Origin of the sequence: Calothrix sp. CCY 0018 (assembly GCF_963920925.1) — a bacterium.
GTDB lineage: Bacteria > Cyanobacteriota > Cyanobacteriia > Cyanobacteriales > Nostocaceae > Rivularia.
In genome coordinates this window covers 1-13,147 of sequence record NZ_CAWUDI010000069.1, presented here as the reverse complement: position 1 = coordinate 13,147, position 13,147 = coordinate 1, and the positions used below count along the sequence as shown (strand labels likewise).

8 protein-coding genes are annotated in these 13,147 nt (G+C 37.8%); 7 read left to right on the top strand and 1 reads right to left on the bottom strand.

All coding sequences use genetic code 11. The features are described from left to right. Positions 1–103 precede the first annotated feature (103 nt). From ACM03V_RS31855 to ACM03V_RS31835, 5 genes are all read left to right on the top strand, one after another. Complete coding sequence (locus tag ACM03V_RS31855; protein WP_414624818.1) at positions 104–1,207, top strand: response regulator; 1,104 nt, start codon at positions 104–106, stop codon at positions 1,205–1,207. 56 nt (positions 1,208–1,263) lie between these two features. Further along, positions 1,264–1,638 carry a response regulator gene (locus tag ACM03V_RS31850; RefSeq protein ID WP_414624843.1) on the top strand — a complete coding sequence of 125 codons (375 nt, stop codon included), beginning with the start codon at positions 1,264–1,266 and terminating at the stop codon, positions 1,636–1,638. A gap of 33 nt (positions 1,639–1,671) precedes the next feature. Then, positions 1,672–2,163, top strand: coding sequence for a chemotaxis protein CheW (locus ACM03V_RS31845; protein WP_414624817.1), 492 nt, complete (start codon positions 1,672–1,674; stop codon positions 2,161–2,163). 180 nt (positions 2,164–2,343) lie between these two features. Next, complete coding sequence (locus ACM03V_RS31840; RefSeq protein ID WP_414624816.1) at positions 2,344–4,890, top strand: methyl-accepting chemotaxis protein; 2,547 nt, start codon at positions 2,344–2,346, stop codon at positions 4,888–4,890. Between the two features lie 226 nt (positions 4,891–5,116). Beyond that, a complete protein-coding gene (locus ACM03V_RS31835; RefSeq protein ID WP_414624842.1) occupies positions 5,117–7,936 on the top strand; it encodes a response regulator in 2,820 nt (939 codons plus the stop codon). A gap of 153 nt (positions 7,937–8,089) precedes the next feature. On the opposite strand, the gene ACM03V_RS31830 is transcribed toward ACM03V_RS31835, so the two are convergent. Continuing rightward, on the bottom strand, positions 8,090–9,037 hold the full coding sequence (locus ACM03V_RS31830; RefSeq protein WP_414624815.1) for an NAD-dependent epimerase/dehydratase family protein: 948 nt from the start codon (positions 9,035–9,037) through the stop codon (positions 8,090–8,092). 399 nt (positions 9,038–9,436) lie between these two features. On the opposite strand from ACM03V_RS31830, the gene purD reads away from it, so the two are divergent. Continuing rightward, a complete protein-coding gene (gene purD, locus ACM03V_RS31825) occupies positions 9,437–10,714 on the top strand; it encodes a phosphoribosylamine--glycine ligase (protein ID WP_414624814.1) in 1,278 nt (425 codons plus the stop codon). Between the two features lie 235 nt (positions 10,715–10,949). Continuing rightward, positions 10,950–12,884, top strand: coding sequence for a two-component system sensor histidine kinase NblS (nblS, locus tag ACM03V_RS31820; protein ID WP_414624813.1), 1,935 nt, complete (start codon positions 10,950–10,952; stop codon positions 12,882–12,884). Positions 12,885–13,147 lie beyond the last annotated feature (263 nt).

Here is a 13,147-nt window from a genome sequence, read left to right as displayed (position 1 = left end):
CAATTTTGCAAACTCATTTCCTCTAAACTGGTATGCGGCTTATTTTCGCTATAACCAAAGTTCTTTTTTGCGGTATCTCTGTAGTAAATTCAAAGCCATTTCAATGAAAATACTTCCTATTAATAGATACAGATTTTTTCAAAGGATACAGCCTCAATCGCTGCTTAAAAAAATTACTAGTAAACCTGTTACCGGGTGTTTGCAAGTTTTTAGTACATCGGATTCTTGGTCATTTTATTTCGAGGATAGCAAGCTCGTTTATGCTTCTTGTACGGATAAAATGTTCAATTTGCTTTATGACAAATTGCAACAATACAGTCAGCAAATTCCCGCACTTGCTCAAAAAAAAGTATATCAGCAGTTACGAATCATTTTTCAAAAAGGTATTGATAATCAAGCGATACTTAATCCGGATTATTTGGCAATTTGCTGGTTAGTTAATCAAAAGCTGATTACAGCAGCACAAGCAAAAATCTTAATCAAGGAGTTAGCATTTGAAGTTGTGAGTTCATTTCTTACTATCAAACAAGGGAGTTATGAATTTACTACGGAAAGTTTTATGGGGGATATGCCTAAGTTTTGCAAGCTAGATATGAATTTATTAATCGAAAACACTCTGCAAAAGTCACAGAATCAAGAAAATGCCCATAAGCAAGTTATTGCAAGTTTACCATCCAAAAATTTAGCACAAGTTTCATCAACAACTAAAATACCAATTCAGCAACCTTTGCCAAAACCAGGGATTAGTCAAGCTCCGGAGCGAACTCCCGGTTATTCTCACACCAATTATTCTCACAACAGCCGTCAGCCCGTTTACAGACAGAATTACCGCAAAAAGCAAAAGCTTTACACCATAGTCTGTATTGATGATAGCCCTACAGTTTTAACTACAATTCAATCTTTTTTAGACGATCAAGTTTTTAGTGTTGTTGGTTTTAGCGAACCTTTAAAAGCTTTGATGCAAATTCTACGCACTAATCCAGATTTAATTTTGCTAGATGTAGAAATGCCGAATTTGGATGGTTATGAATTATGTTCGCTTTTACGAAAACATTCTTATTTCAAAGATGTACCCGTAATTATGGTGACGGCGAGAAAAGGTTTTATCGATCGCGCTAAGGCAAAAATGGTGAGAGCTAGCGGTTATTTAACTAAACCTTTCGATCAAAGCGAACTATTAAAGATAATTTTTCACCATTTGCTGTAACAATTATCAATTACCAATTACCAGTTACCAATGCCCAATAAGGAGAATTAAATTTGATTAGCTGTTCTTTAATTACTGTATTAATTGTTGAAGACTCTCTCAGTGAATTGGAGTTAATGAGTCATTATCTTGACAATGGTGATTACACAATTGTTAAGTCTACGAGCGCTAAACAAGCTTTTGATATAGCATTGAAAGATAATATAGACGTAATTGTTACTGATGTAGTAATGCCAGAGATGAGCGGCTTTGAGTTATGTCGGCTGCTGAAAAGAAATCCGGTTACGCAAAAATTACCTATTATTCTTTGCAGTTCTAAAAATTTAGAACTTGATAAATTATGGGGTATGAAACAAGGTGCGAGTGCTTATTTAACAAAACCCTATAGCCGCGAACAGCTACTTAATACAATTCAATCGGTTTTTGCATAAGTTGACGACATTGAAAATAAAATTTTATTAAATATGAATGCATCTAATATTAAGCTACTAACCCAACCACAAAAGAATTTGGGTGATGGCTATCTTCAATTCAAGCTAAATCAAAGTACTACTGCTGTTTTACTGGTAAACTTTACTGAGGAAGTAGTTGTATTACCTTTAGGAGCAATAACTTCAATCCCAAATACGTCTGAGTTAATTGTAGGATTAATGAATTGGCGCAATCGAATTATTTGGGTTGTTGATTTACCAAAAATATTAGGTTTGGAGTCACAGTTTCATCAAATACGACAATGCAATATTATTGTAGTTCGTCATCAAACAGAAACCATCGGTTTAATGGTTCCAGAAATTAAAGGTACAGTCAGATTTAATTCCAGTACTATTCAATCTGCTCAAAATCAAGCGAGCGATCTAGTTCCTTATTTAAATGGATGTATTGATGACGAAGATGAATTAAATTTGGTATTAAATATACAGGCTATCTTAGAATCTTCTTTGATTCACAATACGTAACTTGGAAAAAGGGAACGGGGAATAGGTAACGGGGGAACGGAATTAACAAACCTTTTAGTTATTTTAAGATTACCGATAGAATTTATTTTTTTCTATTTCCTATCCCCAATCCCCGTTCCCATCAATATTTACAACTGAATAAGATAAAAACATTTCGCAAAAAGATTTGAGAATAGCTGAATGATGAAGAACTTAAAAAATCAAAACAAAAGAGCAAAAAATAGAAATTCCGAGTCTGACTTCTCGAATTTTCCTAAAAATATCAATCATCAACCAACACAATCGCAAGATTCTTTTCTTAAACGCATGAATCGGTTGCGAAACATAAATTTAAGCGGTAAAACTGTGATGTTATCTCTTGCTATTTGCTGTTTACCCACAGCGGGTATTACCGCATTATCTTATCATTTAGGCAATCAAATTATTACCGCAGAAGTTAGCGAGACAGATGTTAAGACTCCTATTCAGGTGGAAGCATCTCAGAAACAATTGTTACTAATGTTGCAATTGGGTACTTTAGCTGCGGCATTGCTTGCGGGTATCAGCGCTGCAACTCTGGCTCGTCGTTTGGTTTTACCGATTTATGCTGCTAATTTAGCAGTGAAAAAGTTAGCAAATGGTAATCTTAATAGCCGCCTTCCCATCAAAGGTAAAGATGAGTTTGCTATTTTAAGTCGCAATGTTAATTTGATTGTCGAACAATTACAGGAATTACTATTTCAGGAAAGAGTTGAAAGCGAACAAGCGAAATTACTTTCAGATACTATTATTTCAATTTCTCAGTCACTGAATAGTGAAGATTTATTCAATAGAACTGTTAAACAAGTTAGACAAACTTTAGGAGCGCACCGAGTAGTTATTTATCATTGTAACTCCAATGGTGAAGGGCAAGTTATTGCGGAAGAAATTGCTCCCGGTTTACCAATTACTTTTGGAGAATCAATAGAAGATATTTCTTTGGCTAAAGAACTTACGGAACTTTATAAACAATCAGAAGCTTTAGCTATCAATAATGTTGATGAAGCTGGATTAAGCAGCGAACATTTGGAATTAATGAAAGGCTTGAAAATCAAAGCGATTTTACTAACACCTATTTTCAAAGATAACAAAATATTCGGTTTTTTGATAGCGCATCACTGCTGGAACCCGCATCTTTGGCAAGCCTTTGAAATCAATTTGCTAAAACAGCTAGCGATTCAAGTCGGATTAAGTTTAGAACAGTTAAATAATTCCGAAAAAAATCAAGCCATTCAACAACTGGCAATCAAGTTATCCGATTGTGTCAACCATCAAGAAATTTGTAGTATAGCAGTTGAAAATATTCGCAAATCTTCAAGAGTTGAAAGAACGCTAATTTGTAAATTTGATTCATCTGAAACGCAAATCATTGCTGAATCGGCTAATATTGGTTTAGCTTCAGCTTTGGGTAAATTTGATTTTTCTGACTTAGAGATTGACGGTGTTATTGCTATTAATGATATTAATCGATCGGGTTTACCAAAATCTATCGTTAAGCAATTAGAAGCATTAAATATCAAAGCTGCTTTGATTGCACCTCTGAAGCAAAAGGATAAATTATTTGGTTATTTGATTGCTTGTCAGTGTTCCCATTATCTTTGGCAGCAATCGCAAATCCAGTTATTTGATGAATCTGCTGGAATTGTACGAGAGGCTTTGGGGCGAGTCAACCAAAATGCGGCAATGCAACAGTCTCAACAGCAACTTCAGAAAAAAGAAGTATTGCAACAGCAAATTGTTGAGCTAATTGAAAATATTCAAGCAGCAAACAGCGGTGATTTAACCGTGCGTGCCGAAGTTACTTCCGGGGAAATTGGTACGGTAGCCGATTTTTTCAATTCCATCATCGAAAACTTGCGCGAAATCGTTACCCAAGTTAAGCTGAGTGCCACCGAAGTTAACAGCGCCATCGCAAATGACGAAAGTGCAGTTAATCAGTTGAGCATAAACGCTAAAGAGCAGGCGTTGGAAATAAATCGAACTTTAGACTCAGTACAGGAAATGAGAAATTCGATTAAATCCATAGCCAAGGGTGCCAGAAAAGCTGCAACTGTTGCTAGCAAAGCATTTCAAACCGCCGAAGCTGGAGGTGCAGCGATGGATTTAACGGTAGAAAACATTCATTATCTCCGCGAAACCATCGGCGATACAGCAAAAAAAGTCAAGCTTCTAGGGGAATCTTCGCAGAAAATTTCTCATGTGGTGTCATCGATAAATCAAATAGCCATGCAAACCAATTTGCTCGCTATCAACGCCGGAATTGAAGCTACACGTGCCGGGGAGCAAGGGCAAGGTTTTGCAGTAGTAGCCGAAGAAGTAGCAGCTTTAGCGAATCGCAGTAGCGACGCAACCGCAGAGATTGAAGACATCGTTGCCAATATCCAGCGAGAAACCAGCGAAGTTGTCAAAGCGATGGAATTAGGAATCACCCAGGTAGTAGAAGAAACTCGTTTAATTGAAACTACCAAACAAAACTTTAACGAAATTCTTGATGTTAGCCATCAAATTGATGGATTAGTCGAATCAATTTCCGCCGCTACAGTTATTCAAGTCAAAACTTCCAAACAAGTAACAAATTTAATGAAAGAAATTGCCAAAATATCAGAAAACACCGAAAATTCCTCTCAACAAATATCTATATCATTACATAAAACTGTAGATATTTCTGAGAAATTAGCCGCAAGTGTAGACGCTTTTAAAGTTGGTTAGGAGTTAGGAGTTAGGAGTTAGGAGTTAGGAATTAGGAATTAGGAATTAGAAGTTATGAATTAATAATTATCTACCCCATCTCCCCCTTCGGGTATCTCCTCCGGAGACGCTACGCTAACACCACTTCTCTCGTACTACGGGAGACGACCCACGAGAGTGGCTTCACCATCTCCCTTTCCCCCCTCTCCTCCACGCCCAATCCCCCATGCCCTATGCCCTTCAAGTTATGTCCTCACAAAAAGAATTAGAAATAAAAATGCAGTTTCTAGAGGAAGCTACCGAGCATATTGATACTCTAGAAAATGTGATTGTTGAAGCTAAAAATAATCGTAAAATCGATCTACAAAGAATTAATGCTGCATTAAGAGCCGCTCATTCTATGAAAGGCGGCGCGGCAATTATGGGGTTTCATGCTTTAAGCGATTTATCTCATTTGCTCGAAGATTCTTTCAAGGTTTTAAAAACTGGTAAAAAGCCTTTAGAAGTTGATAGTTCTTTACAAAGTTTACTGCTATCTGCAATTGATTGGTTGCGTCAAATTGTAGAATCTATTTCAGTAGGGCATGATGTTAACGAACAATGGATAACTACTTTTTGCTATCCAGTATTTGAAGAATTACGCCAGATTTTGGGGGAACCCGCTCCCGAAGACGCGATGAGTATTCTTGCCACGGAAGAGAATCCCCAAGAAATTATATCTTTATTATTTAAAACTGAAGTTGAAGGATATTTACAACGTTTAGAATCTTTATTAAAACAAAAAGAATCTGCTGTTTTACGGGAAGAAATGGTGATGATGTCTTCCCAATTGGGTGGGTTGGGGGAAATGCTGCAAATTCCCGCTTTTATTCAACTTTGCGAATCGATCGTCCAACGTTTATCGACTGCGGTTTCCGATGCGGAAGTTGAAGAAATTGCGGAATTAGGATTGCAATCGTGGCGAAATACACAGGCTTTACTGCTGGCAAACCAAGTAGATAATTTACCTACGACAATCGACAAGAAGAAAAATGCAGATTGTCAAAAATTAGTCATCGATCCGGAGTTGAATTTAATCAATCATTTTGCTCCAAATGTAGAAGAAATTATCCAAACAACACCAGAATTTACACCAGGAAGTAAAAGAGAAAATCGAGAGCCATACGTTAGAGTTCCCAGCAAACAACTCGAACAAATCAATGATTTATTTGGAGAATTAACAATCGGACGCAATACCGTAAGATTGCAGTTAGAAAGAATCAGTAAATTAATTCGTAATCTTTCGATCCGATTAAAAACTTTAGAACGCGAAAACCACGAATTACGCTTGTCTTACGAAAAATTTTCCTTACAGTTGTCTACGATTAAACCAAAATATTATCAAGTACAAAAAAACTCCGAATGGCACGCCACCGAAAACATTTCAAGCAGTAATAATAAATTTGATGCTTTAGAATTAGAACGCTATAGCGAACTGCATACACTGTCTCAAACAGTGATAGAAAATATAGTTAAAATTCAAGAAATTACAAGCGATATTACGCTTAATTTAGAAGATACAGAACAAGTAAATCACTTACTTAATAGAACATCAAGAAAACTGCAAAACTCTTTAACAAAAGTAAGAATGCGTCCGCTTTCCGAAATATTAGAGCGTCTACCCAGAGCTTTGCACAACTTAAACACAGAATACGATAAAAACGTTCGCTTAGAAATCGAAGGTGCAAATACCTTGATGGAACGGGGTATATTAGAAGCCTTAAACGAACCCTTGATGCATCTTGTCAGAAACGCTTTTGCACATGGAATCGAAGATAATCAAACTAGAATCGTCGCAGGTAAATCAGAGCAGGGGCTAATCAAAATCAAAACCGTTCATAAAGGCTCACGCACTATTATTACCATCAGCGACGACGGCAATGGCATAGCTGTAGAAAAAATTCGCACCCGTGCTGAAAAAATGGGTTTGGATGCTCAAATGTTAGCGACTGCTAGCGATGATGATTTACTAAGTCTGATTTTTGAACCTGGATTTAGTACATCCGAGCAAGTCAGCACATTATCCGGGCGCGGTGTAGGTATGGATGTTGTTCGTAACAATCTAGAATTAATCAACGGAGAAGTAGCAGTCGATTCCATCTCTGGCAAAGGAACTACTTTTACCCTATCGGTACCCTTTACCCTCTCGGTAGCGAGAATAGTTTTGGCAGAAAGTAACGGAATACCTTTAGCATTTCCCAGCGACGCAATACAAGAAATCTGCTTGTTAGAAAATCAGCAGATTTTACCAGGGCAAAATGGTAAATTAATCAACTGGCAAGGTTCATTAATAGAGTTAATTAATATTGGTAACTACTTACATTCTAACAATATTCGTTCCACATCAACCGTTCAAGAAATTCCACCAAGAATAGAAGATAAAATAGTATTAATTATTAGTACTGGCAATAAATCAATTGCAATTCAAGCAGACCGCTGTTGGGACGAACAAGAAGTAGCCATTCGTCGGGTAGAAGGCAAAATTCCTTTACCGGAAGGCTTTAACAACTGCACAGTTTTAGATAACGGTCGCATCGTGCCCTTAGTCAGTCCGGTTCAACTATTAAATTTAATCGCTAAAAAAGATACCTTAAATTCATCTTTTCCAACTTTATCTTCTACTTCATTCTTATCACCCAAAAGCCGAAAAAATTCTATATTAATAGTAGATGATTCAGTAAACGTGCGGCGCTTTCTAGCACTTAACCTGGAAAGAGCCGGATATTTTGTAGAACAAGCAAAGGATGGACAAGACGCACTTTTCCAACTGCAAAGCGGCTTACAGGTAGAAAGCATAATTTGTGACATCGAAATGCCGCGTTTAGATGGTTACAATTTCCTGATTCGTCTCAAATCTCAAGAGAGTTTGCAACATATTCCCGTGATTATGCTGAGTTCGAGAACTACTGAAAAATATCGTCAGTTAGCCATGCAGTTGGGTGCAGCGGTGTATTTAACCAAACCTTACAACGAACATGAACTATTGCAGACATTAAAGCAGGTTGTGAGTGGGGATAATACAAATTGAATTGTGTAGAGACGTAGCACTGCTACGTCTCCGAATCTACCGGGATAACGTAAAATTGTTGTCCTCAGAATTGAATTGTCATTACAACCCAAAATACAAAAAAAAGACGTTGCACTGCAACGTCTCTACATTTTTATTTAAAAATGAAAAATATTAATAAATCCCTTTCACCCATTCCCATTCCTTAGTTAATCCTTCTCTCAAACTAACAATAGGCTGATAACCCAAAATCTTCTTAGCTTTACTTACATCCGCAGCAGTATGACGAGCATCTCCCATCGCTCTTTCAATATGGTTTCTCTTGATGGGTTTACCGACAATTTCCTCCATAGTTTGCAAAACTTCTTTTAAAACAACTCTACTACCACCACCAATATTAAATATTTCTCCAACTGCATCATCTACAGTAGCAGCAGCTAAATTCGCCGCAACCGCATCGCTAACAAAGGTAAAATCTCGGGTTTGCAATCCATCACCGTAAACGGGAATCGCTTCATCTTGAATTACAGCTTTATAAAATTTGTGAAAAGCCATATCAGGACGCTGACGAGGCCCGTAAACTGTAAAATAACGTAAGGCTACAAAAGGTACGCCAAAGTTTTTGTGATAAAGCCCACACAATCTTTCCGCAGCTAACTTAGTAATTCCATAGGGTGAAACTGGTTTTGGGCAAACTAATTCAGAAGTAGGTAAAGTTTCTGCATCACCATAAACGCTTGATGTGGAAGCGTAAACCAAGCGTTTTAAATTTTTTGCGTCTTTTGCTGCTTCCAACAAAGCTTGAGTCGCGCTGATATTGCGTTCCGTGTAAAAATGGAAACCTTGTCCCCAACTTGCCCTAACTCCTGCTTGCGCTGCCTGATGGTAAACTACGTCAACATCTTGTAACAAATAATTCCAGTCTAAAAACTGAATATCTGCTTCAATTAATTTAAAATTGTCATAGCTTTTTAAGAATGAAACATTTTTATTTTTAAAGAAAGGGTCGTAATAATCGTTAAATTCATCTATACCAATTACCTCTTCTCCTTTTTTTAACAATGTTTCTGCTAAATGCGAACCTATAAAACCTGCCGCGCCAGTAACGATATTTTTAGTCATGTCTCTAGATATTTAGATATTTTCTTAATTCAATATTCACAGGTTAATCCGTATAGACAGGTAGTTGCCACTAGTTTTAAAACTTTTTTTGACACATTTTAACTAAGAAAAAAATATTTTAAAAACTTCCGTATTTCTATTGATAAAAAAGGAAATTTTTATCCTTAAATTTACTAACAAAAAGAATTTATTACCAAAAAAATGCAGTATAAATCCCGATGTTTTTCAAGAAAAAGAGAACAGGGAGGGGGAGAGGGGGGAGAATTATTAATTTACTACTTACTACTTACTGCTAACTGCTCACTGTTAACTGTCAACTCCTATCGCTAAATCGGGATAAGTATTAAAATTAGTGAAAAAAAATAAAGCGCATCATCAAGGCGATCTCGAGGATAATAAGTGAAAATTTTAGTTGTAGGTAGTGGAGGAAGAGAACACGCTCTAGCTTGGAAGTTTCTTCAATCAAGTCAAGTTGAGCGGGTTGTCTGCGTACCGGGAAATGGTGGTACGGCTAGTTTGGATAACTGTGAAAATCTTTCTTTAAAGGTTGATGATTTTGAAGGTATAAGTAATTTTGCTTTAAAAGCACAAATAAATCTTGTAGTTGTAGGGCCGGAAGTACCTTTAGCAAAAGGAATTACGGATTATCTGCAATCCAAAGGCTTAAAAGTATTTGGCCCGACGAAAGCAGGAGCGCAAATAGAAGCTAGCAAAGCATGGGCAAAAAGTATCATGCAAGAAGCCAATATTCCCACTGCCAATAGTGCGGTATTTAATAAAGCGGCACCCGCAAAAAGCTATATCAAGAACCACGGGGTGCCGATTGTGATCAAAGCTGACGGTTTGGCCGCCGGTAAGGGTGTCACCGTTGCAACCGACTTAAATCAAGCCATAGAGGCAGTTGAAGCAATCTTTCAAGGTGAGTTTGGTAGCGCCGGAGAATTTGTAGTTGTTGAAGAATGTTTAACCGGGCAAGAAGTATCAGTTTTAGCTGTGACAGATGGTTTAACTATAAGACCTTTATTACCAGCCCAAGACCACAAACGCATCGGTGAAGGCGATACGGGAGAGAATACAGGTGGAATGGGAGCCTATGCACCAACACCGATCGCTACAGTTAATTTAATGGAACGAGTTCAAAAACAAGTTTTAGATCGAACCATAAATGCTTTAAAAGTTAAAAAAATTGATTATCGAGGCGTACTTTATGCCGGATTGATGGTAACTCCAAATGGTGAATTCAAAGTTTTAGAATTTAACTGTCGTTTTGGCGACCCAGAAACCCAAGTAATATTACCATTATTGGAAACGCCTTTAGAAGAATTAATGCTTGCCTGTATCGAGCAACGTTTAGAGCAAATGCCGCCCATTCAATGGAAACAAGGAGCCGCCGCCACCGTAGTTGCTGCTTCTGGGGGATATCCGCGAACTTACGAAAAAGGTAAAGTTATTACAGGTATTACCGAAGCCGAAGCCGCAGGAGCAACCGTATTTCATGCCGGTACAAAGTTAAATCAAGAACTGATGACAGATGGAGGTAGAGTTTTAAACGTAACCGCAGTGGGAGAAAACTTTGACCAAGCATTACGATTAGCATACGCCGGAATTGAAAAAATCAACTTCGAGGGAATGTATTATCGGCGAGATATTGGATATCGGGTAATGGGTAATGGGTAATGGGTAATGGGTAATTGGTAATGGGGCATTGAGTTAAGAGTTAAGAGTTAGGAGTTAACAGTAGTAAGTAGTAAATTTAATAATTCTTCTCCCCATCCCCTTGTCTCCCCATCCCCCCATCTCCCCCACTCCCCACTTTCAATTCCCAACAATATCCCTATGAAGTCAACTTAGCTGTTAACTTTTAGTTGTTGGGGTTGTCTTTATAAAAAACTACTAACAACTTATATTTGAGATGCTAGCTATTTTTAAAACAATTAGAGAAGCGATCGCCCATTGGTGGTCAGATTTTAATCTTCAAACAAGGCTGTTAGCGGCTGTCACTTTGGTTGTGTCTTTGGTGATGAGCGGTTTGACGTTTTGGGCGGTAAATACTATTCAGCAGGATGCACGTCTCAATGACACTCGTTTTGGGCGAGATTTGGGTTTGCTGCTGGCTGCTAATGTTTCTCCGTTTTTGGCAGAGAATAATTACACTGAGATAGCACAGTTTTCTCAACGCTTTTATAGCAGCACTTCCAGCGTGCGGTATATGCTTTATGCTGATGAAACTGGAAAAATATTTTTTGGTATTCCTTTCTGGGAACCGGAAGTAGAAAATTCGCTGACAATTAAGCGCAGGATTGAGCTTCCAGAAGATTATGCTGCTGATGTGCAAAAGCCAATGGTGCGCCACCATCATTCGCCGGATGGAGAAGTTACCGACGTTTTTGTTCCTTTGAAGGCAAATGGTAAATATTTGGGCATTTTAGCGGTTGGTATTAACCCCAATCAAACCGCTGTTATTTCTACCAATTTCACCCGCGATGTCACAATTGCGGTGTTTATCTCGATTTGGGTAATGGTAATTTTGGGAGGAGTAATTAATGCTTTGACTATTACTAAGCCGATAAAAGAGTTGTTGGCAGGAGTAAAACAAATTGCTGCGGGGAATTTTAAGCAGCGAATCGAATTAGAGTTTTCTGGGGAACTTAAAGAGTTAATTTCTAGCTTTAATGAAATGGGCGAGCGCTTAGAAGGTTATGAAGAACAAAATATAGAGGAATTAACAGCAGAAAAAGCTAAATTAGAAACTTTGGTTTCCACTATTGCCGATGGTGCGGTGTTGATTGACAACGAAATGCAGATAGTATTAGTTAATCCGACAGCAAAAACAATTTTCGGTTGGGATGAACTAGAAGTCGTTGGTAATAGCGTTTTGGACTATTTACCTTCGCAGATGCAAATAGAAATTAACCGTTATTTGCACAGAATGACGGCAGGCGATCTAGAACGCGCTGAGTTCCGCATTACTATCAATGAACCGATTAAAAGAACTATTCGCATACTTTTAACTACAGTTGTCAATCAGCAGCGAGAAAGCATTAAAGGTATTGCGATTACTATTCAAGATATTACTCGCGAAGTAGAACTTAATGAAGCGAAAAGTCAATTTATTAGCAACGTTTCTCACGAATTGCGAACGCCTTTATTTAATATCAAATCTTTTATTGAAACCTTGCACGAATTCGGCGAAGATTTGGATGTAGAGCAGCGACAAGAGTTTTTGTTAACAGTTAATAACGAAACTGATAGACTTGCTCGTTTAGTTAACGATGTATTAGATTTATCAAAATTAGAATCTGGACGTAGCTACAGCATGGATGGAGTTGATTTAAGTCAAGCCATCGAACAAACTCTACGTACTTATCAGTTAAATGCTAGAGATAAAGGTATTGAATTAATTCAAGATATAGGTTCAGACTTGCCTTTAGTAAGAGGACATTACGACTTATTGCTGCAAGTTTTAGCTAATTTAATTGGTAATGCACTCAAGTTTAGCAAAGCCGGTGGAAAAGTAGCGCTCCGGGCATACCAACTCCAACCCCAACCACTTTTAAATACCTCAATATCTCGCGTGCGCGTAGAAATTGGCGATACAGGAATCGGTATTCCTCAAGAAGATCAGCAAGCCATTTTCGACCGCTTTTTCCGCGTAGAAAATAGAGTTCACACCCTTGAAGGAACTGGTTTAGGATTATCAATCGTCAGAAACATTCTTGAAGACAAACATCACACAAGAGTATTTTTAGTCAGTGAAGTCGGTATCGGAACTACATTTTGGTTTGATTTAGAAATTTATGAAGAAACGGTTAGCAGCGGGCAGTTAGCAGTTAGCAGTGAAAAGTGAGCAGTTAACAATTAACAATTAACAATTAACAAATAACTGGTTCCTAGTCTCCGGCTAGGAATTAATGATGTGAGGCTCTGCCTAGTACCGCTGGGCGTTCGTCAAAAGTCAAAAGTCAAAAGTCAAAAATATTATAGGATAAGGGTTTCAAGCATTGTAAATGGGTGCTTTATTTCCGCCGCGCTGTACTAGGCTGTGTACTTTGTGCTTAGGGGATTAAAATCATGCAAAAAACGTGTTGGTGTTCAAGATAATGCCCTCTC

Excerpts from the sequence above, each read along its gene's own strand:
- ACM03V_RS31830 (WP_414624815.1), bottom strand. The coding sequence starts at position 9,037 with ATGACTAAAAATATCGTTACTGGCGCGGCAGGTTTTATAGGTTCGCAT.
- ACM03V_RS31855 (WP_414624818.1), top strand. The coding sequence starts at position 104 with ATGAAAATACTTCCTATTAATAGATACAGATTTTTTCAAAGGATACAG.
- ACM03V_RS31835 (WP_414624842.1), top strand. The coding sequence starts at position 5,117 with ATGTCCTCACAAAAAGAATTAGAAATAAAAATGCAGTTTCTAGAGGAA.
- nblS (WP_414624813.1), top strand. The coding sequence starts at position 10,950 with ATGCTAGCTATTTTTAAAACAATTAGAGAAGCGATCGCCCATTGGTGG.
- ACM03V_RS31845 (WP_414624817.1), top strand. The coding sequence starts at position 1,672 with ATGAATGCATCTAATATTAAGCTACTAACCCAACCACAAAAGAATTTG.
- ACM03V_RS31840 (WP_414624816.1), top strand. The coding sequence starts at position 2,344 with ATGATGAAGAACTTAAAAAATCAAAACAAAAGAGCAAAAAATAGAAAT.